This is a genomic window from Psychrobacter sp. JB193 (assembly GCF_002285555.1).
In the GTDB taxonomy this organism is placed as follows: domain Bacteria; phylum Pseudomonadota; class Gammaproteobacteria; order Pseudomonadales; family Moraxellaceae; genus Psychrobacter; species Psychrobacter alimentarius.
Genome location: NZ_NRGY01000002.1, coordinates 572,696 through 596,469, shown reverse-complemented (window position 1 = coordinate 596,469; position 23,774 = coordinate 572,696). Strand labels below are relative to the sequence as shown.

23 protein-coding genes are annotated in these 23,774 nt (G+C 42.8%); 13 read left to right on the top strand and 10 right to left on the bottom strand.

Translation table 11 applies throughout. The annotated features are described in order from the left end of the window. Positions 1-26 precede the first annotated feature (26 nt). The gene (locus CIK80_RS10335) at positions 27-1,391 is read right to left on the bottom strand and encodes an MFS transporter (RefSeq protein WP_095569917.1); all 1,365 of its coding nucleotides are present in this window, start codon (positions 1,389-1,391) and stop codon (positions 27-29) included. Between the two features lie 534 nt (positions 1,392-1,925). Here CIK80_RS10335 and uvrA point away from each other — a divergent pair. The 3 genes from uvrA to CIK80_RS10320 all read left to right on the top strand — a co-directional run bounded on the left by uvrA (position 1,926) and on the right by CIK80_RS10320 (position 6,284). After that, positions 1,926-4,832 (top strand): excinuclease ABC subunit UvrA, encoded by a 2,907-nt coding sequence (gene uvrA / locus CIK80_RS10330; RefSeq protein WP_062845293.1) that lies wholly within the window; start codon positions 1,926-1,928, stop codon positions 4,830-4,832. A gap of 145 nt (positions 4,833-4,977) precedes the next feature. Next, positions 4,978-5,835 (top strand): DUF5677 domain-containing protein, encoded by an 858-nt coding sequence (locus tag CIK80_RS10325; RefSeq protein WP_095569916.1) that lies wholly within the window; start codon positions 4,978-4,980, stop codon positions 5,833-5,835. Positions 5,836-5,933: 98 nt separating this feature from the next. Next, complete coding sequence (locus tag CIK80_RS10320; protein WP_095569915.1) at positions 5,934-6,284, top strand: hypothetical protein; 351 nt, start codon at positions 5,934-5,936, stop codon at positions 6,282-6,284. Positions 6,285-6,292: 8 nt separating this feature from the next. Here CIK80_RS10320 and CIK80_RS10315 read toward each other — a convergent pair whose 3' ends face one another. Further along, positions 6,293-6,922, bottom strand: a complete 630-nt coding sequence (locus CIK80_RS10315) for a LysE family translocator (protein WP_095569914.1) — start codon at positions 6,920-6,922, stop codon at positions 6,293-6,295. A 232-nt stretch (positions 6,923-7,154) separates the two neighbouring features. Between CIK80_RS10315 and CIK80_RS10310 the strand changes: the two genes are divergently transcribed. Both CIK80_RS10310 and CIK80_RS10305 read left to right on the top strand, forming a co-directional pair. Continuing rightward, positions 7,155-8,192, top strand: coding sequence for an NTPase (locus CIK80_RS10310; protein ID WP_095569913.1), 1,038 nt, complete (start codon positions 7,155-7,157; stop codon positions 8,190-8,192). Between the two features lie 56 nt (positions 8,193-8,248). Further along, a complete protein-coding gene (locus CIK80_RS10305; protein WP_095569912.1) occupies positions 8,249-8,884 on the top strand; it encodes a hypothetical protein in 636 nt (211 codons plus the stop codon). Between the two features lie 41 nt (positions 8,885-8,925). On the opposite strand, the gene CIK80_RS10300 is transcribed toward CIK80_RS10305, so the two are convergent. Together CIK80_RS10300 and CIK80_RS10295 are read right to left on the bottom strand one after the other, a co-directional pair. Further along, on the bottom strand, positions 8,926-9,207 hold the full coding sequence (locus tag CIK80_RS10300) for a DUF503 domain-containing protein (protein WP_095569911.1): 282 nt from the start codon (positions 9,205-9,207) through the stop codon (positions 8,926-8,928). Positions 9,208-9,247: 40 nt separating this feature from the next. Further along, a complete protein-coding gene (locus tag CIK80_RS10295) occupies positions 9,248-9,973 on the bottom strand; it encodes a hypothetical protein (RefSeq protein ID WP_095570383.1) in 726 nt (241 codons plus the stop codon). 193 nt (positions 9,974-10,166) lie between these two features. On the opposite strand from CIK80_RS10295, the gene CIK80_RS10290 reads away from it, so the two are divergent. Together CIK80_RS10290 and CIK80_RS10285 are read left to right on the top strand one after the other, a co-directional pair. Next, on the top strand, positions 10,167-10,955 hold the full coding sequence (locus CIK80_RS10290) for a threonine/serine exporter family protein (RefSeq protein WP_095569910.1): 789 nt from the start codon (positions 10,167-10,169) through the stop codon (positions 10,953-10,955). A 1-nt stretch (position 10,956) separates the two neighbouring features. After that, positions 10,957-11,409, top strand: a complete 453-nt coding sequence (locus CIK80_RS10285) for a threonine/serine exporter family protein (protein ID WP_062845298.1) — start codon at positions 10,957-10,959, stop codon at positions 11,407-11,409. 33 nt (positions 11,410-11,442) lie between these two features. Here the strand turns inward: CIK80_RS10285 and CIK80_RS10280 are convergent, their stop codons facing one another. Beyond that, positions 11,443-12,510, bottom strand: a complete 1,068-nt coding sequence (locus tag CIK80_RS10280; protein WP_095569909.1) for a hypothetical protein — start codon at positions 12,508-12,510, stop codon at positions 11,443-11,445. Positions 12,511-12,566: 56 nt separating this feature from the next. Continuing rightward, positions 12,567-12,935, bottom strand: coding sequence for a hypothetical protein (locus tag CIK80_RS10275; protein ID WP_257011742.1), 369 nt, complete (start codon positions 12,933-12,935; stop codon positions 12,567-12,569). 302 nt (positions 12,936-13,237) lie between these two features. Between CIK80_RS10275 and CIK80_RS10270 the strand changes: the two genes are divergently transcribed. After that, positions 13,238-13,447: a hypothetical protein gene (locus tag CIK80_RS10270; protein WP_257011741.1), complete on the top strand. Its 210-nt coding sequence runs from the start codon at positions 13,238-13,240 to the stop codon at positions 13,445-13,447. Between the two features lie 144 nt (positions 13,448-13,591). Here CIK80_RS10270 and CIK80_RS10265 read toward each other — a convergent pair whose 3' ends face one another. Together CIK80_RS10265 and CIK80_RS10260 are read right to left on the bottom strand one after the other, a co-directional pair. After that, complete coding sequence (locus CIK80_RS10265) at positions 13,592-14,188, bottom strand: GNAT family N-acetyltransferase (RefSeq protein WP_095569907.1); 597 nt, start codon at positions 14,186-14,188, stop codon at positions 13,592-13,594. 88 nt (positions 14,189-14,276) lie between these two features. Then, the gene (locus CIK80_RS10260; RefSeq protein ID WP_095569906.1) at positions 14,277-15,884 is read right to left on the bottom strand and encodes an FAD-dependent oxidoreductase; all 1,608 of its coding nucleotides are present in this window, start codon (positions 15,882-15,884) and stop codon (positions 14,277-14,279) included. 231 nt (positions 15,885-16,115) lie between these two features. Here CIK80_RS10260 and CIK80_RS10255 point away from each other — a divergent pair, with 231 nt between their 5' ends. After that, entirely contained in the window at positions 16,116-17,342 is a 1,227-nt protein-coding gene (locus CIK80_RS10255; protein ID WP_257011740.1) for a tRNA pseudouridine(13) synthase TruD, read from the top strand. Positions 17,343-17,364: 22 nt separating this feature from the next. Here the strand turns inward: CIK80_RS10255 and CIK80_RS10250 are convergent, their stop codons facing one another. After that, positions 17,365-18,840, bottom strand: coding sequence for a diguanylate cyclase (locus tag CIK80_RS10250; RefSeq protein WP_095569905.1), 1,476 nt, complete (start codon positions 18,838-18,840; stop codon positions 17,365-17,367). Between the two features lie 200 nt (positions 18,841-19,040). Further along, positions 19,041-19,922 (bottom strand): PHP domain-containing protein, encoded by an 882-nt coding sequence (locus CIK80_RS10245; RefSeq protein ID WP_095569904.1) that lies wholly within the window; start codon positions 19,920-19,922, stop codon positions 19,041-19,043. Between the two features lie 189 nt (positions 19,923-20,111). Here CIK80_RS10245 and ispZ point away from each other — a divergent pair, with 189 nt between their 5' ends. The 4 genes from ispZ to mnmD all read left to right on the top strand — a co-directional run bounded on the left by ispZ (position 20,112) and on the right by mnmD (position 23,774). Continuing rightward, positions 20,112-20,663: a septation protein IspZ gene (ispZ, locus tag CIK80_RS10240; protein ID WP_095569903.1), complete on the top strand. Its 552-nt coding sequence runs from the start codon at positions 20,112-20,114 to the stop codon at positions 20,661-20,663. Positions 20,664-20,788: 125 nt separating this feature from the next. After that, the gene (locus CIK80_RS10235; protein WP_095569902.1) at positions 20,789-21,130 is read left to right on the top strand and encodes a YciI family protein; all 342 of its coding nucleotides are present in this window, start codon (positions 20,789-20,791) and stop codon (positions 21,128-21,130) included. After that, positions 21,127-21,573: a hypothetical protein gene (locus tag CIK80_RS10230; protein ID WP_257011739.1), complete on the top strand. Its 447-nt coding sequence runs from the start codon at positions 21,127-21,129 to the stop codon at positions 21,571-21,573. Before CIK80_RS10235 ends, CIK80_RS10230 begins: the two co-directional genes overlap by 4 nt. Before the next feature lie 116 nt (positions 21,574-21,689). After that, positions 21,690-23,774 carry a tRNA (5-methylaminomethyl-2-thiouridine)(34)-methyltransferase MnmD gene (gene mnmD, locus CIK80_RS10225; RefSeq protein ID WP_095569901.1) on the top strand — a complete coding sequence of 695 codons (2,085 nt, stop codon included), beginning with the start codon at positions 21,690-21,692 and terminating at the stop codon, positions 23,772-23,774.

Below are 23,774 nucleotides of genomic sequence, written 5' to 3'. Positions count from 1 at the left end.
ATGGTGCAGCAAAGAGATATGGTATATTAGATATCTAGTGGACTTTGTGCCAAATGTGACAGTGCTTGTCGTGAATCATCGGTCAATTGTGCCTTATCGAGTTTTAGATAAGCGACCTGCTCTTTTGCCATAACCACCAGCTCATCCACTCCTTCTACCGCCAATATCTGGCGTGACCACTCTTGTATATTGATGTTTTTGGGAATCGTCACCGTCGTGCTGGACAAATAAGGCGGTTGAGCAATTGGTATAATCAAAAGTAGCGCAGCGCCCATGACAACTGCCAGCAGGCCCCATGCCACCAAATTGGGCTGACTCAGTAACAACCCGCCCATCGCACCACCAACAAACGCGCCTAAAAACTGACTCGATGAATTTAACCCCATCGCCGTCGCTTTATTGGCAACGGGCGCACGCTTAGAGATCCAGGAAGGAATCGTGGCCTCAAGCAGATTAAACCCCATAAAATACAGCAGCAATCCAAAAATAATACCAACACCAATCTGACTACCAAAGGCAAGAAATGCCAAGGCTGCAGTCATTACTGCAATGGCGCTCAAAAATACTTGGCGCATTTTACGTTTTTTTTCGGCAATGATGATAAAAGGAATCGCCACTGCGAAACCAACAAACAAGAGCGGCAAATAAACCATGCCTTGCTGACTCACCGACAAACCCATGACGTCCTTGAGCTGGTGCGGTAGTATGACGAATATCGCGGTCATGGTTAGATGTAGCGCAAAGACACCGATGTGTAAGCGGTTTAAATCGCCTATCTTAAGGACAGTCGCTAACTGCTCACGAATCGACTTGTTGTCTAGATTGTGCTTGAGCACACGCAAAGGCGTGGGAACCATGAGCAATAGCAGCATGGCTAAGACAGCGAAACCTGAGGTCAGCCAAAACAACCCCGAGATACCAAGCGCACCTACCAACAAGGGGCCAAAAGCAAAAGCAAGCATAATAGAGGTACCAATGGTCAAACCCATTGTCGCCATTGCTTTAGTACGCATCTCCTCGCGTGTCACATCTGCCAATAGTGCCATCAATACAGCAGAGACCGCACCACTACCTGCCAGCGCACGACCAATGATAACCTCATAGATATCTGTCGCATTTGCCGCAATCATACCGCCGACAGCAAATAAGATTAACCCCAAAAATATAATGGGTTTACGCGGAAACTTATCAGCCGCCAGACTCATCGGTATCTGAAATATTGCCTGTCCTAGACCATAAATACCAACTGCCAAACCAATCAAAAACGGGGTGGCATGCGCATAATTATTACCGTAGACAGAAAACACGGGCACAATCATAAACAAGCCAATCATCCGCAAGGCAAAAATACCGCCGACCCCGAGGATTGCTCGCTTTTCTACGCTATTCATACTTGCCTCACTGATTGATCATCGCTGGTTTAACACTACTGGCTTTACATTGCTGGTTTAACACTGGCACTGCTGCTTTATCAAGGCATCACCCTAAAAATCAAGCTCCCTAGTATAAGGTATTCGTCGCCATGTTGCCGAGACTTTTGTCTTTATACCATGCCCAATACAACGCCCACGCTTAGACCTATGCCAAACCATAAACGTAAAAGAATAATTTTGTTACCAAGTGCCTTTGGTACGTCATCACACCTTGAATAATGCATCCATCATGACCATAAAGTAAGGCGTCGTAAGCATTATTGCCACATACTGCCTATGACAAATACCCCGATAAAATGACACTGTTTGTTTAAATCTATAACAAACACCTCCTGTTACTTAACCCTTATTTGATTTAAATTCGTTCAGTAAAATTAAAATAAAAACAACCATTCATACTTTTGATTGATCAATGAATGTATCTTCATTGACCCTTTTATATTTTCGACATCTTTTTACATACCATTTTAGCAAATAGGAAACCCATAAACGATGGCACATGACCATATTGCAATACGTGGTGCACGCACCCACAATCTAAAAAATATCGACTTAGACATTCCCCGAGACAAATTTGTGGTAATCACTGGCCTATCTGGATCAGGCAAGTCTTCGCTAGCATTTGATACGCTTTATGCTGAAGGACAACGCCGTTATGTCGAGAGCTTGTCGGCGTATGCACGTCAGTTTCTCTCGCAAATGGAAAAGCCTGAGGTCGATAGTATCGAAGGTTTATCACCTGCGATTGCGATTGAGCAAAAATCGACCAACCATAACCCACGCTCAACGGTGGGAACCATTACCGAAATTTACGACTATTTGCGTCTGCTCTATGCGCGTATCGGCACGCCATATTGTCCTGAACATGGTGAACCCATGGTCGCACAGTCAGTCACCGAAATGGTCGATCAAGTCATGGCATTGCCCGATGACACCAAGATTATGATCTTGGCACCCGTGATTCGTGAGCGTAAAGGCGAGCATACTGTTTTACTTGAGCAGCTGATTGGTCAAGGTTTTGTCCGTGTACGTGTCGATGGCGACGTGTACGATACCGATGAGCTACCAACACTCGATAAAAAGAAAAAACATACCATCGAAGTCGTGGTAGATCGCTTTAAAGTCCGTGATGACTTAGGTAACCGCGTTGCAGAGAGTTTAGAGACGGCACTACGTTTGGGTCAAGGACTGGTTACGCTGCACTTTATGGATGGCAATCCAAAAGAAGGTGGTGATGACAATCAAGTCATGTCAGCCAAGCACTCATGCCCTATCTGTGACCGAGCAGTGCCTGAGCTTGAGCCACGTATGTTCAGTTTTAACAACCCATACGGGGCGTGTCCAAGCTGTGATGGTCTAGGTAAACGTCAGTATTTTGCTGCCGAAAAACTCATTACTCATCATGAAAAATCGCTTAACCAAGGCGCCATTAATGGTTGGGACAAGCGTCATGCCTATTACTTTGGCTTGCTGTCTACGGTCTGCAATCATTTTAAGATTGACATGGATGCGCCATGGCATGACTTGCCAAAAGTGCAGCAAGACATCCTCATGCATGGCTCTGGTAAAGAAAAACTTACCTTTAACTTTACCGATGAGCGAGGCCGCAAAACCAATAAGACCGTGCCGTTCGAAGGCGTATTGCCTTATCTAGAACGCCGTTACGCCAAAACGCAGAGCAATCTGGTGCGTGATGAGCTGGCCAAATACTTGGCAGACACTACCTGTAATGTCTGTGATGGCGCGCGTTTGAATGAAATCTCGCGCAACGTGCGTGTCGATGACCAAACCATCGCCGAAATCGTTAAATTGTCTATCGGTGACGCTGCGGATTATTATAAAACGCTTAAGATTGGCGGTCATAAAGGGGAAGTCGCTGAGAAAATCTTTAAAGAGATCAACGAGCGTTTAAACTTCCTTGTGAGTGTTGGTTTGGATTATCTGACGCTTGCTCGCTCTGCCGAGACCTTATCAGGCGGTGAAGCCCAGCGTATCAGACTTGCTAGCCAAATCGGTGCGGGTCTCATGGGCGTTATGTATGTACTTGATGAGCCATCAATTGGTCTGCATCAACGTGACAATGATCGCTTGCTAAAAACCTTGACGCGTCTACGTGACTTGGGTAATACCGTACTAGTCGTTGAACATGATGAAGACGCTATTCGCCAAGCGGATCATGTCATTGATATCGGTATCGGTGCTGGCGTACACGGTGGTCACGTCATCGCGCAAGGTACTATCGATGATATCATGGCGAATAAAGAATCGCTCACTGGACAATACATGTCTGGTAAGAGACAGATTGAGATTCCAGCTATTCGTCATCAAGCCAAAACCATGGATATGGAAGTCAAAGGTAAGGCCAAAGCCAAAAAAGTACCAATGATGATTGAACTAAAAGGCGCATCCGGCAATAACTTACACGATGTCGACCTGTCCATACCAGTCGGTATCATGACCTGTGTGACAGGCGTATCAGGTTCGGGTAAATCAACGCTTATCAACCGTACTTTGATGCCATTGGCAGCGACGCAGTTAAACAATGCGTCAACGCTGATCGCTGACAAGCATGAGAGCATCAGCGGTCTTGAGCATTTGGATAAAATGGTCGATATCGACCAAAGCCCTATCGGTCGTACGCCGCGTTCAAACCCAGCCACCTATACAGGCGTGTTTACCCCTGTTCGTGAAATGTTTGCCCAAACGCAAGAAGCACGCGCTCGTGGTTACAAGCCAGGTCGCTTTAGTTTCAACGTCAAAGGCGGACGCTGTGAGATGTGTCAAGGCGATGGTCTCATCAAAGTTGAAATGCATTTCTTGCCAGACATGTACGTGCCGTGTGACACTTGTGAAGGCAAGCGTTATAACCGCGAAACCTTAGAGATTCACTACAAAGGCAAAAGCATTGCCGATGTACTTGATATGACGGTGGAAGATGCGACTGAGTTCTTTTCAGCGATTCCAGCGATTTATCGTCGTCTGCAGGCGCTCATGGATGTCGGTCTTGGTTATATTCGCTTGGGTCAGTCCGCTCCAACCCTATCAGGCGGTGAAGCGCAGCGTGTCAAATTGGCACGTGAGCTTGCCAAACGCGATACGGGACAGACGCTCTATATCTTGGATGAGCCAACCACGGGCTTGCATTTCCATGATATCTATAAGCTGCTCCATATCCTGCATACTCTACGCGACAAAGGCAATACCATCGTGGTCATTGAGCATAACCTCGATGTAATAAAAACAGCCGATTGGGTAATTGATCTGGGTCCTGAAGGCGGTAAAGGCGGTGGACTCATCATTGCTGAAGGCACGCCTGAAGAAGTGGCAGAAGTGAAAGGCTCATATACGGGTGAATTCTTAAAGCCAATGCTGGAGCAAGGGTTAAAAGACGTAAGCTAAGACCAATTAGTGAGTTATTTATAAAAGGCGACTCTTTCGGGAGTGGCCTTTTTTTTGGTTAATAGTCTATAATTCTCTGAACTACTAAGTCTTTTATATATCAATCTTGAGATTGAGGTTAAAATTAAATTTTCGAGGTTTTAATATGGATATTAAAAGAACAGAGATTAATTTTAATCTTGAATTATATAAGCATGAAGGGCATTTCGTTGAAGTCTCTATTGATCTACTCATTGAGGTCGGAAGTTATATTACTTTATTAGTTAGCTTATATGATAATAATGAATTTACATGGAATGACGATCAAGCCGTTATTGGAGGAAACCTTGTAAGACTATATAAATTAATTTGTGGTGTATTAGACAATGTTTGTGAACAAAAGGGAGAGTTTGTTCAGATTTTCACAAGACTGGCTTTTGAGTGTATTGTAAATACTAGGTATTTAATCAAAAACCATGACGAAAAGACAATAATATCTTATAAGCTTAACTCACTTAAAACTGATAAAAGGCTCTACACTGAAATTAAGTCACTTATTGCTCAAAGGAATAATATGGTACTACCAATTGAGGACAGAATGATATCTTCGATTGAAAACTTGTTCGCAAAGTCAAATATTGAGCTTGATATGGATCATAAAACTGAAAGGAACTGGGGGAATAAAAACTTTTTTGAGAAAACTAAAGCACTAGGTTTAGATAAATTATATTTGTCTCATTTTTCTATGACTTCGAACGAAATTCATGGGAGTTGGAGCGACTTAATGTTCCATCATTTAGATACTAATAGCGACGGGAAATTCATACCTAATTTTGATTGGGATACTCCAAGGCCTCAACCTTTGACTGCAATAGCATTCCTAGTGCCAACATTACTCATAGAATATCTTGAAAGTTTTTTTGATGATATTCCTAAAGAAATATTTACAAAAATTGAAGATTTGGAAAATAGAGTTTCACTGTTCATGGAGCTACATGAACAATGGCTTAAAAAGAACCAATAGGTTAGCTTCAAGTAAGAAACCCAAAAATTCAATATTAAGTAAAAACATATTGTTAGGTAACACATAATTCCCTCAACATACAGACTAAAGAGGTTAAAATGGGTCCTGATCCAAGTTACGGTATCATTACTAACATAGATAGAACATTAGGTATCGCCTATATTCAAGATGCATACGAAGATACCATGTTCCACTATGAATTATGTAGTTATAAAGGTAAGTATATCTTATTGATAGGTACTCAAGTCGCGTACTATAAACTTTATAACGAAACCCCAATAGCAGTTGCATTATTTACTACAAAAGAATTAGACAATACTGAAACATTTGAGAGCCATGATGAAAAACACCATGATTCAAGTCGTTTTAAAATTTCCAAGTATAAATTTTTATTCTTTGGAATATGTTTGCTATTAGGTGTCATTTTAGGATTACTCGAATTATTTTAATTATAAACCTAACCCTTCGCTATCAACCATGTGCCAGCCAAACCCATAAATGAAGATCCTACTCGGTTAAATTTCTGACGGGCTTTAGGGCTTTTTAGACGTTTTTGCGCGTAACTCGCCATAAAGGCATACATCATCATCGCAATAATGGCACAGCTAAAAATAACCAGACATAGAATTGTAATATCTACTCCTGTAAGACTGGTTACTGGAAAAAAGCTAGGCAACAAGCTGATATAGAATAAAATAACTTTTGGATTGCTAATGGAAACCAAAAACCCTGACATCACACTTTTTAATCCCTCATTTTTACTTTTTGATGCTATATCTCCAGTGATAATTTCACTTGGCACCGTCGTCCACATCTTGTATGCCAAGTAAAACAAATAACCTGCACCTACAAACTTAACGATAGTAAACAGTGTATTGAAATTGCTTGCCAATGCGCTCAGTCCATAAGCTGAGAATACCATGTAAATAGTATCCCCTGCGGCAAGGCCAATGATTAAAGGCAGCGCCGCCCAAGACCCTTGTGTCATGGCTTTGGCAATCGTGGCAAACACACCAGGACCCGGCGTCATGATAAATATGAATACAGCAATGATAAAAGTAAATAGCTGGATAGTGGTGATGGTCATGACGGTCCTTTATAAGTATATTAATCCTCAAGTATAATTGATTGAATAAACATATTTCTAGTTCGGTATTATTGTTTTAGAATATTTATAGGCTCAAAGACGTAAGATAATAGAAATTATTGAATGAGTGATAAAAAGCTATTCTGTCATGAGGGTCTTTTTTAGCGGACAGAATTTAGGGTTTGGTGTTAATATAACTGATATTACAAGAACATATGTAAGGTAATAAGCAATGGCAAATGTAGCAAATCTTGAGAAACGACTTTTAGATTTAATTGATAAAAAAAGCTCATTTGCTATTGCACTGACTGGCGAATGGGGTATTGGTAAAACACAATTTTGGAATAATTTTAAGACAAAACATTATGATCAATTTAAACTAAGAAAATATGCTTATGTATCTCTATTCGGCATTGACTCTTTAGAGTCTTTAAAGTATGAAATAGCAGTTAAAACTCATAAAGTTGATCAGTCAGAAGACAGAATGCAAGGAGCTAAATCACTATTTAATAAAGCCCTAGATACTGTTGATCTGTCTAGCATCCAAGGAAAAGGACTAAGTCTAAATATAGGTAAGAGCCTCATAACTAGTGCTCTTTCTAGCTTAGTATCTAATACTGTTATCTGCATTGATGATGTTGAAAGAATTTCAGATAGTCTATCACTTAAAGATGTTATGGGTTTAGTCAACGATCTAAAGCTAGAGAAAAACTGCCAAGTTATTATAATTCTACATGACGCTAAAGCGAGTGAGCAATTTCAAGAATATAAGGAAAAAGTACTTGATGAAGTTCTTATTCTTGATGATAACCTAGACATACTAGAAACTTTTATTACAGATGAGCTTACGTTAGATGTCATGCAACTATTCTATCGTACAATAAAGGTCAAAAACTTAAGGTTTTATAATAAGGTATTCAATAATTATCAACAAATCATCGAGAACATAGATTCCCTTAGCAAAACCAGTAAAGAGCATGTACTAAGAAACCTTTTAGTTATTCGATGGATAGATGAGTTTCAACCGGAAATACCGCTAGATGATAGTGAGCGTTCTTTTAAAGTTACCTTAGACTTATTTTATGATGAGAATAACAACTTCATAATGTCGGATGATGATTTTTTAAAGCAAAGTGATGAGCTCAAGTCTTTTAGGCATTGTCTAGATGCGTTTTACCCTTTATTTTTGTTTGATGATTGGGCTAAGCATATTATAAGTATGCTTAGCCCAATCATGATATCTCAAAAGAGTCTATACAAGATCTACTGAAGAGAGACGTCTTATCAGAGACTAAGCTCCAAGATGAATTAGCTTACGAGCAAGTTATGAATGAGTTTCATAGCCTAGAACTGCAACAGAATTTCTGTGAGCGTCTATATTATTTAGCATGTACTAAAATCCAAAAATCCGAGTTAAATAATATTAGTTTTTACTGCAACATCTTTGAAAACAGTAATAGAGAAGACTTAGCCCAACAGCTACAAAACCACGTCAAGCAATTTATTAGACGAGAAATAAACACTTCAAAACGCAGACCATCTATTGATAGCTGGTATCGATTCGGGACAGAGCCTTATGAAAGATTTTATGAATTCGTTATTGAAAGCATAGAAAATTATAAGCACGTTGATATAAATTCGGATGATGTTTCTTCTATTTTCTTACGATATTTTGAGCATAAAATTTCAAATAGTAACGATAAAGACATTCTTATATTAGTCGACAAAATTATTTTAAGAGAAGTAATATGGACAAAAATCGAAGATGAGAGATATCGTAGACAATTCGTTCACTCTATTTTAATACACCCTGTAATCAATGAGATTGAAGGAAAAAGAGAAGAAATAAGAAAATGGATAGTAGAGCTTTTAAATGAAAAAATCGAAGAAAACTCAGGAAGTGAAATCCCTATTAAAATGTGGCTGAATAGCACTAATGACTTGAAAGAAGGTCTCTCTTAGAGAATGTGGAGAGCGTTAAACGAACCTTACCCAATACTAACCTAAATAAACTCCCTCTCAACATTCATCACCCGCGCATCCACAATACGCTCTATCTTCTCTTCAATCTCACGACACTGCGACTCGATCTCGCGTTTGGACAGTCCAACGATCACAAACGTCCATTCGCTCGCGTCATGCCGATCACGCTCACCGCTTTCACATACTGCCACACTTGGACTACGACCGAAACGCTCATGCAAGCCGCCCATACGTTGACGCTTTTCTTTCAACGAGCCACATCCGGGTAAAGTAAAAGTGAGTGTTAAGATAACAATATGCATCCTATTCTCCATACTCCTAGGTTAAGTTTGATAGCAAAAATTACGACGTCTTACGAAAGTTTAAAACCTGTTGTCTGACTACCTGCTCAATGTGTTGCCAATCAGCAATATTGTGTCGAGAATACTGTACATTAAGATCCAATGCCATCTGTGACTCTAAATCAAATTTGTGACCACAAGGCGGCCTTGGCACATCTCTATTACTGCACTTTATGTAAGTTATAATCTGCCCCGTCTTATCTCGCTGAATAAACACATCCTCTGCATCTCTGTCTTCGCGCCATGGTGTGTTAGTCTTTGGATCGATACCTGGCTGGGCGTAAACTTCCAATCCGTATTGATCGTTATCAAGCTTTGCATACCTATAAACTGGTTTTACTTCACTTGCACTAATCGTTCCGTGGCCCATACGGTGGATACCGCCTGACCCATAATACCTGTCTCCAGAGGAGACATTGACCGATACCCAAGGATCATTCGGTAAGTTTTTTTCTTCATCATAAGCGCGCTTAAGGCTCTTATTGCTTTTATCGAGTATGGTGTTATCGGTATAACGCACATCAAAGCCAAAGCTATTGATCTTTGAGTCATAGCTGCGTGTAGGTTTTGGACCTTCCCGTTTTTTGCCCCATGCAGGGTCGCCGTCATACTCAACCAAATGTACGAAGTTTTTAGGTAGATCAACGGGAACACCACCCAAATCACCAATATAATTTGCAGAAAATAAGTCGCTACAAGATGTGATGAGCGTAAAAGTCATCATCATAGCAATCAACTTGCTTAGTTTTTTAATCAACATTGAAGACCTGAATAAATTAAAATCTAAGAAACATAATATACCCGCCTTACCTAAATAAATATCTCAAGTTATGCGATTACCTTATTCAAACCGTCCCCTATCATCGCCCAGACCCTTTATAATAGCGTATCAATCGTCAACCAATCTGCGTATCTCACCAATGACTTCTATCAGCTACGTCAAGCAGCAGCGTATCACTCGACTCTGCGTGCGCTGCGGCTTACTCCTTATGCAGTATGGCGCTGAGTCTGCCGTGGTGGTGGACTTATCCAAACGCTTGGGACTTGCTTTAGGTATGAACAGCGTCGAATGCTCGCTGAACTTCAACGCCATTACCCTGACGACCATCTGTGATGAGCGCTGTATCACCACCACCAGAGACACGATCAACCAAAGCATCAATGTCAATTTATTGGTACAAATTCAGCAAATCATCAATAAGACAGAAGCCACTGTTGATAATGATAATTTGATTGACCGCACCACGCTTGCATTTGATGAGCTGGATAAAACCGTGTATCCGACGTGGTTAGTCGGCATATTCGTGGGCTCATCTTGTGCCGCGTTCGCTTATTTAAATGGCGGTAGTTGGTCGATTACGGCGGTGACCTTTATCGCAGGTATGGTGGCGATGTTCACCCGTATCTATCTGTCCAAGCATCACTTTAACCCTTTTATCACCGTCATTGTGACCGCTTTTATTGCCTCGCTCATTGGCGCGACGACCTATTATTTTGATATTGGTAATAATGCTGACATTGCCGTGGCCTCTAGCGTATTGCTACTGATACCGAGCTTTCCTTTGATCAACTCTTTCTCAGATATTTTAAAGGGCTATGTCAATATTGGCATTGGTCGTGCGGTGTTTACCTATATGCTGACCTTATCAGCGTGCGTTGGTATCGTGATGGCACTGGTTTTACTCAGAATACAGCACTGGGGGTTTTGAGATGTGGTTCATTGAAACGGTTGTGCTTGCCTGCATCATTACACTTGGTTGGACGCTGATGTTTAGCGTACCCAAACGCTATATTTTGCCGTGCCTGCTCATGACGGCTTTTGGATTTGGACTCAAGACGGCACTTGTGCATCAGTATGTCCATCTTGTGATCGCCAGCTTTTTTGGGGCGATGCTTGCCAGCTTCTTGGGCGTGTATTTTTCTAAGAAGTATACCTTACCGCCCAAAGCACTTATCTCGCCCAGTGTCATCTGTATGATGCCCGGTATTGCTGCTTATAAAGCGATGGTCAGTATGGTGCAGATTGGCTATTTTGGTTTTTCGGACGAGTTGTTTAGTCAAATGATGGTGTATTTGTTTGAGGCATTGTTTGTGACGTCTGGTTTGGTGCTTGGCTTGTCTATTCCTGGCTTGTTATTTTATAGACGCCGTGCGATTGTTTAGGTGGCAGAATGGCTATCATTTATTCGATTACACTTATCTAACTCTGACATTCTTAAACTGAGCAAGATTGTCCAAGCTGCCATGTTGACTTCTAGGCTGCGATTTTAACAAAGTGGTTTTATTAGACTGTTTTACTGTGATGCCTTTTTGGTTGATTTGATAACGCACAGGCTTATTGATAAAACTAAGCGTTTGCGTTGATGCATCATAGTCGAACCGACCATCATAAAACAGCTCAACTCTACCGCGTTTGTCTGCAAACACATAAAACAGCTGCTCGCCGTCAGTGTCATCACTATAATTGCTATCTAACACCATTTTTTTACCGTTTTCCAAATCAAACCTGTAAACAAAAGAAGATATCTCACTTTCTTCTGAGTGGTCAGTCGGTGGTAGCATTTCATAGTTCTCTACCAGCATTTTGCCATTGACTTCTGTTTTTTCAGTGATAGAAACCAATCCTCTATCGTTATACTTTTCCTCGATGATATGGACAGCTACGGGTTGATTATCGATCACTTTATACTTTGAATATTGATGCCACGCCGCCCCACTTTTGGTCATGGTACTCAAGGTTTGGCTGTCTTCATCAACGTCAAAAAACCCGCAATACCCTTGTGCCAATTCGGTAAAAGCTTCGCTATGAGCGAATGTAGCGCCTTTCTTTAAATACACTTGATAAGAAGGCCCACCGTAGCAGCCATTGCGTCCATCTTTCAGTGCCAAGTCTCTTTGCCCATCAAAGTTAAAATCCTCATAGATCAATACGCTGTGTTCCCCGTACGGGATACTGACAATATTGGCGCTGATTTTTTTACCCAGCTGACGCTCTTGGCCGTTATCTAGCTCATAATCTATGTCGATGTCAGCAGGTTGGCTAATCAAGATTTTTTCGGTCTTGGTATCGATAATATTGATGACACTATTTGCTTCGCTGTCTTCATCGTTTATAGGTTTAATAACGGCATCATAATCATCCGAAAAACCTTGGATTTGATACGTTTGCGCCACGGCAGGATAGATTAGACAAGGCAAAAAAAGAAATGAAGCTGGTAAAGCGGATGTCTTAAATAATTTTTTAGGGATAAAAGAGAGAGTCATAGATATCCTTAACGACATAAGAAAATTAAAAAGCGACAGATCACACGAGTATATTTTTAATCGTCCAAAGCCCACTCACCATTTACTTTAGACAATTTAAAGCGCGTCTTATCGATTCGGCTAGTACCAGCAATCGTCTGTGTGATATCCGCTGTACACATATAAGTATTCCAGCCTTCTGTCGTATCACAATTGATATTTTCGATACGTTCAAGCTTTGGCATCATGCGCTCCATCATATTGCTCATGGCTATTGCTGTTTTATCATTGCCTGCATTTGCCACAGCCTCACTCACTATCTGATCGCCTTGCTTATATTGAGCGATGATGAGTCCCTCAACGATGCTTTCGGAAGGCGGACTCGAACATGCCGTAGATAGTGGAATCAATAACGCTATCACGGTCAGTTTTTTTACCTGCTTCACGTCACTTTCACTATGGTTATAAAGTTACCTGAACTATATATAATTAACGTTCAAAACCCAATCTAATTTCATGCTATTTCTTTGGATTGCAGCCTTGCCCATTTTTTAATTTGAGGACAGGTTTAAAAACTACTCGTATCGTCGATTCAATTTGAAAGTGTTATGAGGCGACCGAGTGCAGAGATATACGTCATACTTCAAACAAGGTTAATGCCATAACATTTTATAGTGGAGTGACTATACTGACAGCGCAATCCTGTTACTGCTATGATACGACTAACAATGACTGTTGAGAGATAATTGTGTGGCAGGTCTACCTTTTTATATTGCCGATTGGCCTTGGCATCATGACGCTGGCGGCAAGCTTATTGTTCTTTTTTGCTTACCTCATGTCTGATGATAATGCCACACGCCTACCAGCGTTTAACTGGTTTAAGCGCTTAATCATCGTGGCATTTATATTACTAAACATCGGGCTATTCATGACTTTTGGTCATTTTTGGGGTCGATAAAGATATAACCCGTTTTATATAAAAACACACATGACAATGTGCTACTGGTATACATTTTTCTTGCTTGCTGTGCCTTCGGTGACAGAGACTGCGTAAAATATACCCCAGCAATATGTGTCTTTTATAGAACATCAACGATAGGCGCTACTCGCTAACGATTTTTTCTAATTCTAATAATTCCAAATCTTGACGTTTGGGCTCACCGTTATTACCATCATTTGGAAACGGCATCTTACGACCATTAAGCTTGTAGCCACGGCGCTGATAATAAGCCAACAGCTCAGGCCGATGACTTAATATAGACATGGTAAGACGCGCAGGATTTTTATGCGTCACTTGTATGTCTGACTGCAAATGGCGCTCTGCAAATGTCTCTGCGGCTTGCAATATTTGATGACCAACGCCCTGTCCTTGCAGCTCAGGATGGACGGCAAACATACCAATATAGGCACTTTTGTTCGCGTCAGCATCAACTTTCATATCGACCGCAATGCAGCCAAACAACTCCCCTGTTTCCTCTGCATCCCGCTCGCCTGTCGTCGTCTTTGGATACACAAAAAGATAATGTTTGGGATTGGCAATGGTGTTTGCCAGCTCCTTGGGGGTAATTCGAATGCCACCGATTAAGTCAGCTTCATTGGTCCAGCCTTCTGTCTGACGGTAACAGCGGTTAAGTAGCTGCTCTAATGCCTCAATGTCATCAGCACTGGCCTGCCGTAAAAATACAGATGCTTGATTCATTTTTTATCCTTTTGTTTTTTACTTATTAAAAAAGCTGACCTAAGTTATCAGGCCAGCCTTAATAGTAATACGTATTGTCTGCCAAATACTAGGACAACAAGGCATTCGCTTGCTCAATAATATCGAACCCAGCATTGATTTGTGCTCGCGTTGGCGCATGACCACGGCGGAGCAGTTCAGAGAATGCAATCAGTTCTTTATCACGCCCAAGTGAGCTTGCTGCACTAGCGCGCGTGTCCGCGCCTTCATCATCGAAATAGTATTCGATGTAATCAAGATCATTAGGTGCACCGAATAAGATACCCTTGTCTGGCGTTGCCGCATGACCGCTATAGCGTAGGCTTTTGCCATATTGTGCCGTCCAAAAGAAAGGAATGCGATCTTCGAGTGAATCGACAGTCTCATCATTCAATATCGCAGCTGCCGTCACCAATCCATGCTGCAATGCCACTCGCCAATGCTCAATACGCATACGTCCCATTTGAGTCGGTGCTTTAGCAATATCCCCTAACGCATAGACACCATCACGCAACTGCAAATGACCATCGACTTGTACGCCATCGGGATCATTGACCGCGTTTAATAGATCAGTACGTGGCGCTACCCCAGTACCTAAAATAACGATATCGGCTGCAAGCGTACTACCATCTGATAACGTGACACCACTGACTGAACCACCCTTATCCTCAATCGTCTCAACTCCAGCGCCAAATGCGAATTTAACGCCTTTTTCTTCGTGCAGATTGATCAAGGCATTACTGACCGCTTCAGAGACGATGTTACCCATAACGCGGCGACTGCGACCCACGATGGTGACAGAAGCGGCACTACCTGCTTGTATCAATGCCGAAGCCGTCTCCATACCGATAAATCCTGTCCCAACGATCACCACATGCTTACCATCACTATCAGCTTGGATGGTCTTTGCGTCATCCATACTGCGCAGGGTATATACGCCGTCAAGATCCGCCCCTTTAAAGGCAGGTTTTTTGGGTTCTGCGCCTGTCGCTACTATTAGAAAGTCAGCCGTCTGTTGCTCGCTATTGCCATCACTGTCTGTCATCACAATGCTGCACTCATTTGGCAACACCTCACTGACGACTTGATTTAAACGCAGTTCAATATTATTTTTGCTAGCCCAATCCGCACCGCCCAACAGGAGCTTGTCTTCACCCATCTTGCCTGCCAAAAAAGCTTTGGATAATAACGGGCGATTGTAAGGTGCAGTGTTATCAGCACTGATAAGTGTGATTTTACCGCCATAGCCCATTTTACGCAGTTGATCCGCTGTCATAAATCCAGCGCCGCCACCGCCCACAATAATAGTCTGGGTGTCGGTCAATTGGTCATTATTAATTTGCTTGTTTATTTTTGAAGAGGTGTCCACTACTAGGCTATCACCATTCTCTGTCAGCTTATACTGAGTCAGGCCTTCCATCGCCACTGGCTCTAGTAGCGTGCCATCTCGACTGTCAAAAGTACCATGATGCCATGGACAGACTACGCGGTTACCACAGCGCAGCCCTTCGCCTAAGTCTGCACCTGCATGCGGACATTTACCGTCAAATGCGCTAAACTTGTCCTCATTACGCGTGATTAAGATGATACTATCATCATCTTGTTTGTAAGATTTCATACCCCCAACTGGGATGTCCGATTTACTGATAGTGATGGTTTGAATCATTGCATTGCTCATAAGTTTTCCCTAACGGTTATAATTATTGTTTGATAAGTGCATATTAAAGACAGTCGTCTAAAATGAAGTAAGGCTACATCTATAACAGCATTGTCATTGATGATATCAATATCCATTAGCGCAGCCTGTTTTTTTGTATGTTCCCTACGTTGCAAAACGTAATTCTTTACTGTTTTCTCATGCCTTTATCGCGCCCCTTTAAAACATCTTCTTAAAATAAAAGACTTAGTTATGACTTTTCGAGACGAAAATATAAAAATGACGACCAACTCTCCCTCCGCTTTCACAGAGGCGGAATACGATATCTCAAGTATAGATATCACAACTGCTACAGATACCTCGCAATTGCCGCAGCCAGTCAAACCACCGTTAGCACAAGCGAGTTATAAAACCCACGCCACAGACTTTATCGTCAATGAAATACTGCCGTTGGAATTTACTAATGATGGTGAGCATTTATGGCTACATATTCAAAAGTCAGGCGTGAATACCGCTTACCTTGCCAAATTATTGTCAGAGTGGGCTGACATTCCATTACGTGATGTGGGTTATTCAGGACTCAAAGACCGTCATGCAGTGACAACGCAGTGGTTTAGCCTACGAATACCAAAAAAGCAATTGCCCACGACTGAATTTGCTCCAGAGGATATCGGCGACAATGAGTCGGTTATCATTCTTGCCCAGCATTGGCACAATAAAAAACTGAACCGCGGCACGCATAGAGCCAATGAATTTATTATTACTTTGCGTAATGTTCAATGTGAAGAATTAGCAACTAAAACGCCAGAGCAAACACGCCTTGCCAAGCAGCACCTCGAACAACATTTAAAAACCATCAGTGCAACTGGCGTTCCCAACTACTTTGGGCCACAGCGTTTTGGTCGTGAAGGCAATAATGTGAGAGAAGCATTGGCACTGTTTGCGCGTCCACCGCGCGAGGCAAGACCACAACCCAAGAAGAGCAAACGCAAGCGTGCACCACGTGAGCAGAACACCATGGAGCTGTCCGCAGCCCGTAGCTTGATATTTAATGAGATATTGGCAGCGCGAGTCCGTGATGGCAGTTGGAACCAAGGTCTAGCAGGTGAAGTATTTAACTTAGATGGGTCGGGATCGATATTTACTAGCGAAGAGATAGATGACACGTTACGCGCGCGTCTTAACAGCGGTGATATCCATCCAACGGGCGTCTTATGGGGTACGGCTAATGACAAGGTCAGCGCTACAGCAGCCACCATCGAAAACAGCACTGTCCAAAACAATCCGCTACTATCACAACTGGCAACAGGCTTAGAGAAACGCGATATAAAAGCGCAACGACGCGCGCTACGTCTGCCTATCGAGGCACTATCTTGGCATTGGGATGATGAGGAGACATTGGTACTGAGCTTTACGTTGACAACGGGTAGCTTTGCGACCAGCGTCTTAGCAAGCGTGGTACAGCAATTAACTACCTAAAACTCATCATAGCGGATTTAGATTACGTACCATAAAGAGAAGTTGCCACTCCTTCTTCTGAGTCACACATCTCATTGGCACTGACCACTTGATTGCGACCACGGCCTTTGGCTTCATACAGCGCTTTGTCTGCTGCACGAATGAGACGCTGGCAAATGTCATGAGGAGGCTGATCGATAGAGGCTGGGTGATTGACTTGATCGCGTGTGAACTTGATCGCACGTGGTTTAGCTTTCTTCGTCTCTATAGCAGTGTGGGGCGCTTCTTGTTGAGCCAATATTTCCTGCGTTTGCTTGATGCAGTTACGCTCCTCGTGCGTCAGCGTATACAGCCCCAAACTGGTGGTGACATTGAAAGTGATATCATCCTCAACAGTAATGATCTGATTGGCGATGCTGAGACGTATTTGTTCAGCAATGAGCATCGCGCTATCATGTTTTGTATCGGGCAACACAATCAAAAACTCTTCACCGCCATAACGGCTAATAATCGTTTCCTCAGCTAATGACTGCAATAGTGTCTGTGCCACCTCCGCTAAAACACGATCACCAACTTCGTGGCCATACTTATCATTGATCTCTTTAAACCAATCCAAATCCAATAAAATGACGCTGAAATCTTGCTGATCTTTTATGGCGATTAAGGCTTCTTTCATTTGCATCAAACCATAGCGGCGACTTTGGAGCTGTGTCAGCTCATCTTGATTGGCATGCTGCAGTATCTCTTTTTTACTGGCATCCAATATAAGCAGTAAGGTACGAAAGGTATAAACAATAAAAATAGCTTTGGGCAATGCCATATAAAGGTGAGTGGCACGCCAAAAAAATGCAGAAGAAAAACGCAATTGACTCAACGTCTCCCAGCTTAACTTACTGTTTTGCAAAATAGAATTATAGATACTACTTTCAACTGACGTGACTGCGCTATAGCCCATATAAGTATAGGTCACGACAGGAAACGCATTAGCGTTAGTGGCGGCCGTCTGACGCAAAGTGGGCAATACAAATCCAAAATAAGGAAAAACAGTAAATACCACAATCAAGACGATATGACCCAAAAACGCTTTCCATACATAGCGCCGGCGTATGAGCATCATCGCGAGCATCGCTCCACCAACCAACGACACACCTGACACCAAGCTACTATGACCCATGACTAAAATAACCACAGCAATATAAATACTGTAGACCGCTACCAAAACAGCTTGCCATTTATGTAGCGAATGACCGTCTTTTCTCAAGGGCGACAAGCGGCTTGCCATCCAAAAAAAGAAGATTCCTGTCAGGGTCACCCCGATCCATGAAGGATAAAGCAGATCCATGTCGACAGAAGACACATAAACATCGCGCTGCCACCAAACAAACAAACACCAAAGCCAATGTGAAAAGACTTCCATTAAGACAAACAATGCCAATAGCGACGCCCTATCAGCAGCTTGCCACTCAAAAATTACTCGCGAGAGTTTTTTGTAGCCTAGATGAGATATTGATATAGCCATAAAGGATACCGCGGACCGTGAGAAACAACCTACGATTAATGTAGTAGATTAAGAATAAGGCTTATAAAAATCTAAGCCAACTCTTCATTTGATTGATGGGTGCGCCAATGCATGACAGCCTACGTTAAAGGGTGCGGCGTTTGGGATTGAAAGCGGCTTGTCATGCAAGTAGCAGTATGCCTGTCGCGCTATAGACTTGCCTAAGACAAAGCGGCAAACGACTGCCAGATACCCTGCTGCTCTGGGTTGAGTTTTGGCACATCACCCAACCGTCGCCATGGCATGTTACTTCCATGAAAGTCACTACCTATAGAGGCAACCAGATTGTGTTCAGCGATACTACGGTCAACCATTTTACGGGTACTAACAGGTTCACTACTGGCAGGTAACTCACAACCATCACCGCCAAGCTGTGCGAACTCTTCAATAAGCTTACGCACTCTTGTCGCTGAAAGTTGATAACGCGTTGGATGCGCCAACACAGCTTTTCCACCACAAGCATGTATCAATTCAATACCATGCTCCATGGTTAGCGCTTCGATAGCGACATAGGCAGGCTTATTATCAGCCAAATATTTATCAAAGGCTTTTTGTACCGTTTTGACATGACCGTGTTCAAAGAGTACTTGACCAATGTGAGCGCGCCCTACTGCTTGTGGGTTACCACCGGCTTTATCAAGTATGGCTTGCCATAGCTCATCATAACTGACCTCTAATAACGCACTGAGCTTTTCTGTCATCTGCTGTCCACGCGATGCTCGGCTGTCTTGCAGCTGCTGCAAAGTTTTATGCATTTTTTCACGATCGGCAAAATCAAGCCCAAGCACATGTATGATTTTATTGGTGGATTTATTTTTACCATAACCACCAGTCAGTGTATGCTCACAGCTTATTTCAACGCCATTGATGAGTTGGATGTTGCAGGCTTTCGCCGTCTCGCTCGCCTCATCAATACCTGCCAGCGTATCATGGTCAGTCAATGCCAATACATTGACGCCAGCCGCGCGGGCACGCTGTACCACTTCTGCTGGTGCATAGGTACCATCAGAGCAAGTACTGTGACAATGTAAATCGATTTTCATAAAGCTGACCTTAAAATTTTGAAGATAGTGTCAATCTAAGTAGATGTTAATAATGAATATATTATCATTAAAGTACATGATAGGCGGTTAAGGCACAGCATATAAGATGATTATAGTGTTGATTGCTTTTTTTTGGCGCAGTAGACGTGTAAACTACCCCATACGTTTTTGTTGGACATCCTATCTGTTATGAAAGCCTTACTAGACTTCATTCCTTTAATTGCTTTTTTCATTGCCGCTCGCCATAGCGGTATTTTAGCGGCAGCTGGCGCATTACTCATTGCCACTATTGTCATCTATGCTATCCATTTTGTGCGCCAAAAAGGCAAATTCGACAAGCAGCAATGGGTTGTCTTGCTACTCACCATTTTATTCTGTGGTGGTACGTTGCTCTTGCGCGACGATATCTATCTGCGCTGGAAATCACCCATCATTAACGGTATTTTCGCTTTTACTCTCTTCGTCAGTGCCGCTATCAACAAACCTTTGATGCAGCTTGCAATGAAAGAAATGTTTACACTCACATTGAGTGGCTGGAAAAAGCTGACCATTGCTTGGGCTGTATTTTTCGCCTTTATGGGCGTATTACATTATATCACAGCATTTATGATGTCAGATGAGGCGTGGATTAACTTCAAAACCTATGGCTGGATTCCGATTATGCTAGTGTTTGTCGTTGTCCAGTTTTTGGTATTGAAAAAACATCTCAACCCAGCATTGACTGACAAGACCGTCAAGTAATTATTATCTTATAATAATACGCCATTTCTAAATTCTAATAGTGACAATGATTAATCACGAATATTGATTGCAAATATTACTAAAAGAAATGGCGCTTTATTTTTATTACCTACTGAGGAAGTACTATGTCCTTATTTGCCATTATTGGTCATGACGTTGCAGACAGTAGTGCGCAGCGTCAAATAACACGCGCCGAACACGTTGAGCGTTTGCAGGCACTGGGTCGCGAACAGCGCCTTATTCTTGCTGGCCCAACACCCATTGAACATGGTAAAAGCGAGATGTCAGGCAGCCTAATTATTGCTGACTTTGAATCGCTTGATGCAGCAAAAAAATGGGCAGGCGCTGAGCCTTACTTGCGTGATGGTGTCTACAGTCATGTCGATGTCAAACCGTTTGTTCAAACCCTGCCAGCACCCCATGATACGACTGACAGTACATCATCAGTAAAGGTAGCGGCATCGTGAGTCAATGGCTACTAAACCCTCGCACTTATCTTACTGTTTATAAAACTGGTGTGACAAGCGTCATGCTATTCATGGCCGTATCAGTAAATGCTGCTCCGACGACGAACGCTATTGATGATTCTGCGGCCGTTTCAGCATCAACGACGCCAGTGCCAGCAGGACAACAAGCAACAACTGCCAGTACACCCGCCAGCACCAATAATACGTTGTTAGCGACGCAGCTACAGCCGTCCACCCAAGCGCTTTCTGATGCCAATCAAGAGCTTTTAAGCCGTAATGCTCAGCTTCAACGCGAAGTGAATGACTTGCAGACGCAAGCCAATGTTTTGGTTTATGAGAGCAAAGGACAACTGTTTTTATATGGTGCCTTTACCGTTTTGATCAGCTTATTGGTTGGTATTTTTATCTCTTGGCTTGTATTTGTACGTCGTGACCGTTGGTAGTCCTGATTGCTTGTGATATAGATCGCTTTTAATCGAACAACCGACACACGACAACCTGCCACTTTATAAAACGTACTCTTCTTTTTTAAACGCCTCATGCTGCTAAGAAACTTGCCATGTCTACTACCCAAACTGATGAAACATTGAGCGTCATTACGCCAGCCAACATCGACTGGCAAACGGATGATACGGGCAATAAGGTGCCTGTATCAGGTGAGTTTGGGGATGTGTACTTCTCACATGCAGATGGTCTAGCAGAAACGCGTCACGTATTTTTGGCGCACAACCAATTACCAGAACGATTATCAAAACTTGCGCCGCAGCAAAGTTTTACGATAGCCGAACTGGGTTTTGGGACAGGGCTAAATCTGTTGGCAACGTGGCTGCTTTGGCGTCATCTACGCGATACACACCCACACTTAGCCACTGCTCGCCTGCACTTTATCACCACTGAAAAACACCCCATACCCATTACAGACCTGACAAAAATACTCGCTTTATGGGGACAGCGCGCGCCCGAGCTAACAGAACTGATTACGCCATTTCTAGACGCTTATCCGCCCCTTGTTGCAGGCTGTCATCGTTTGAATTTTTTTACTGATAATCTGACTGTCGATATGTGGTTTGGTGATGCAGCTACCAGCTTAACTAAGCTATATTCTGATAAATCAATTGAGCCTACGCCCTTTGTGGATGCTTGGTTTTTGGATGGGTTTGCCCCTTCTTGTAACAGCACGCTATGGGCTGAGAACATCTTTGCGCAAGTACAACGTTTATCGCGTCCAAGTACAACTGCTGCAACTTATAGCTGCGCAGGCGTGGTCAAGCGTGCCCTACGTGCGTCTGGTTTTGAAATTAGCAAGGTAAAAGGGTTTGGTCGAAAGCGTGAAATGCTCACAGCAATCATGACGAACGCTGCATGTTCAGAGAGTAATGCCATCAAATCAGATATAGCGTGTGATGCCATAGAAGTTGATATTAGTGATAACGTCATTCTATCTGAGTCTCACAGCGTTCTATCTGAATCTCATAGCATTGTCATTGGGGCTGGTGTCTCAGGATTATTCGTCGCTTGGTCGCTGGCCAATCGCGCCATTCAAGTCACGCTAGTAGATAAGTCTGCACCTTTAGCAGGCGCATCAGGCAACCCTCGTGCCTTACTTGCGCCCAAAATGACACCCATTCATCATGTCGATGAGCATCTGCACACTATTGGTTATCTCTACAGCAGTAGAGTATACCGACAGTTTAATGACATGGCCCAATCAGAAAGCATATCGTCCGTAATTGAATCGACGGGCGCTCTTGATTTGCTTATGAAAGCCAATATCGGCACAGAGCAAATCGCAGATTATCCTGACGATATGGCAACGACGTTATCACCTGAGGCAGCGCGAAATTTCAGTGGGTTAAAAGAGCAAGATTTGGCGACAAACTTGTATTTACCACACGCAGGTTTGGTCAATCCACAAACCTTAAAGCAGATTATATTGTTGCATCCGCTCATCCGCTTTCAGCAGCTGACTGTCGATAGTGTTAATGAAACAGAAACTCAGATCTCGATTCAAGGACACAATAAAGACAACGCTGCCCTTACAATCGACGCTGATAACGTCGTGATTTGCGCCGCTTTTGAGAGTCATGACATCGACAAGCGTATTTTTGATTGCCGCAAGATTCGTGGTCAACTTTCTTGGTTTACGCCTACGAGAGAACAGCTCTCTCACTTACCAAAAATACCGCTCAAATATAGCGGTTACTGTACGTTATTTACCGCGCAAACGAACGACGACTCATTCGATAATAGGGCAGCTCACCAGCCTCATTTTTTATTGGGTGCCAGCTTTATACGCAATAATATTGATACTCATATTCGTCATGAAGAGCACCAGATTAGCCGCGACAAGCTCGTTACCGCTATACCTGAGATGAGCGCTATCATTCCGACAGATACCAGTTTATGGCAAGGGCGCGCGGGCGTTCGTACGCAAACGCCTGATTATCATCCGATTGTCGGACGATTGAGCGATAGCGATCGAATGTGGGTCATGAGTGCAATGGGTGCGAAAGGCTATGCTCTAGCACCCATATGTGCCGATGCATTGGTAGATATGATGACAGGGACGTTTGCCCCTTTATCAGAAGCCATGCTTGCGCGGCTTGCGCCAAATCGTGTCCGTTTGCAGACGCCGCTTGTTTAG

Excerpts from the sequence above, each read along its gene's own strand:
- CIK80_RS10335 (WP_095569917.1), bottom strand. The coding sequence starts at position 1,391 with ATGAATAGCGTAGAAAAGCGAGCAATCCTCGGGGTCGGCGGTATTTTT.
- uvrA (WP_062845293.1), top strand. The coding sequence starts at position 1,926 with ATGGCACATGACCATATTGCAATACGTGGTGCACGCACCCACAATCTA.
- CIK80_RS10325 (WP_095569916.1), top strand. The coding sequence starts at position 4,978 with ATGGATATTAAAAGAACAGAGATTAATTTTAATCTTGAATTATATAAG.
- CIK80_RS10320 (WP_095569915.1), top strand. The coding sequence starts at position 5,934 with ATGGGTCCTGATCCAAGTTACGGTATCATTACTAACATAGATAGAACA.
- CIK80_RS10315 (WP_095569914.1), bottom strand. The coding sequence starts at position 6,922 with ATGACCATCACCACTATCCAGCTATTTACTTTTATCATTGCTGTATTC.
- CIK80_RS10310 (WP_095569913.1), top strand. The coding sequence starts at position 7,155 with ATGGCAAATGTAGCAAATCTTGAGAAACGACTTTTAGATTTAATTGAT.
- CIK80_RS10305 (WP_095569912.1), top strand. The coding sequence starts at position 8,249 with ATGAATGAGTTTCATAGCCTAGAACTGCAACAGAATTTCTGTGAGCGT.
- CIK80_RS10300 (WP_095569911.1), bottom strand. The coding sequence starts at position 9,207 with ATGCATATTGTTATCTTAACACTCACTTTTACTTTACCCGGATGTGGC.
- CIK80_RS10295 (WP_095570383.1), bottom strand. The coding sequence starts at position 9,973 with ATGATGATGACTTTTACGCTCATCACATCTTGTAGCGACTTATTTTCT.
- CIK80_RS10290 (WP_095569910.1), top strand. The coding sequence starts at position 10,167 with ATGACTTCTATCAGCTACGTCAAGCAGCAGCGTATCACTCGACTCTGC.
- CIK80_RS10285 (WP_062845298.1), top strand. The coding sequence starts at position 10,957 with ATGTGGTTCATTGAAACGGTTGTGCTTGCCTGCATCATTACACTTGGT.
- CIK80_RS10280 (WP_095569909.1), bottom strand. The coding sequence starts at position 12,510 with ATGACTCTCTCTTTTATCCCTAAAAAATTATTTAAGACATCCGCTTTA.
- CIK80_RS10265 (WP_095569907.1), bottom strand. The coding sequence starts at position 14,188 with ATGAATCAAGCATCTGTATTTTTACGGCAGGCCAGTGCTGATGACATT.
- CIK80_RS10260 (WP_095569906.1), bottom strand. The coding sequence starts at position 15,884 with ATGAGCAATGCAATGATTCAAACCATCACTATCAGTAAATCGGACATC.
- CIK80_RS10255 (WP_257011740.1), top strand. The coding sequence starts at position 16,116 with ATGACTTTTCGAGACGAAAATATAAAAATGACGACCAACTCTCCCTCC.
- CIK80_RS10250 (WP_095569905.1), bottom strand. The coding sequence starts at position 18,840 with ATGGCTATATCAATATCTCATCTAGGCTACAAAAAACTCTCGCGAGTA.
- CIK80_RS10245 (WP_095569904.1), bottom strand. The coding sequence starts at position 19,922 with ATGAAAATCGATTTACATTGTCACAGTACTTGCTCTGATGGTACCTAT.
- ispZ (WP_095569903.1), top strand. The coding sequence starts at position 20,112 with ATGAAAGCCTTACTAGACTTCATTCCTTTAATTGCTTTTTTCATTGCC.
- CIK80_RS10235 (WP_095569902.1), top strand. The coding sequence starts at position 20,789 with ATGTCCTTATTTGCCATTATTGGTCATGACGTTGCAGACAGTAGTGCG.
- mnmD (WP_095569901.1), top strand. The coding sequence starts at position 21,690 with ATGTCTACTACCCAAACTGATGAAACATTGAGCGTCATTACGCCAGCC.